Source organism: Limosilactobacillus mucosae DSM 13345 (assembly GCF_001436025.1).
Lineage (GTDB): Bacteria > Bacillota > Bacilli > Lactobacillales > Lactobacillaceae > Limosilactobacillus > Limosilactobacillus mucosae.
This window is the reverse complement of sequence record NZ_AZEQ01000063.1, coordinates 1-941: the sequence shown is the minus strand read 5'-3', so window position 1 is coordinate 941 and position 941 is coordinate 1. Positions and strand designations below refer to the sequence as shown.

Below are 941 nucleotides of genomic sequence, written 5' to 3'. Positions count from 1 at the left end.
TTGAAGCTACGTTGTAGTGATAGCTTGTTGAGGAAGACGAAACATAACTATTGACAACGTTTGCATTTCCAAACAAATTGACCTGCATCTGCATTCCTGAGTCAGCTGCTCCTTGTGGAGTACCCTTGTATGTTTCGTTATAGTCAATCTGATAGAAGTTGAACAAGAATTCAGTTCCGTCAGAAAGCATCATTGCCGTACCTTCAGGTGTGCTATTAAATCCAAAGTCAACATTAGCCGAAGAGGTAATCGTAGTGGTAGCACCGTTTTTTGATACGTCTAATTTTGAACCGCTATCCGTTACCGTGGCTAAATTACCAAAGGTTGTTTCAAAATATTGGTCATTATCAATATCGCTAATCAGTTGGTTGATAATAACCTTAGAACCTGTGGTTTCGCCGTTTTTAACAAAGGAAATCGTGAATGGAAAGTTACCCGAATTCTTAACCTGAAATTCAAAACTACCATCTTTTGGATTAGTCACAAAGAAGATGGGACTTTCACCATTTTGAGACCCAATAATATCTCCAATTTTAATTTGCAGGTTATAGCTATTGCTGTACTGGTCAGTTGCAACATCGGTAAACGTAAGGACGCTACCAGAGTAGAAATATTTGGATAGATCAATATATTTTGAGTTATTCTCGGCAAAAGTGAGATCATTTAGCTCCTTAGTAATCTCAGTATTCCGAATATCATTGAGTACCTCATTGCCGTTGGTATCAAGAACTTTCGTATCAGTATTCCACTGGATATTATTTAGCACCGGCGTACTGTTCTGACTACCATCTACATATAAATGGTAACCATCGTAATAATCAACAGAATTAGCCTTTGCTGTATCAGCAGATCCAGCTAGAGTAATGCCATTTGCAGAATAGATGACGTTTGTCTCAGCTTTAAGACTATTATTAAAGGACTCATTCTTTTGCTTCTGAGCA

General features: G+C 37.8%; 1 protein-coding gene. It reads right to left on the bottom strand.

Features of this window, described 5'->3' with window-relative positions; genetic code table 11:
• A partial coding sequence (locus FC47_RS10700) for a hypothetical protein (RefSeq protein ID WP_162258429.1) occupies window positions 1-941 on the bottom strand: 941 nt, incomplete at both ends.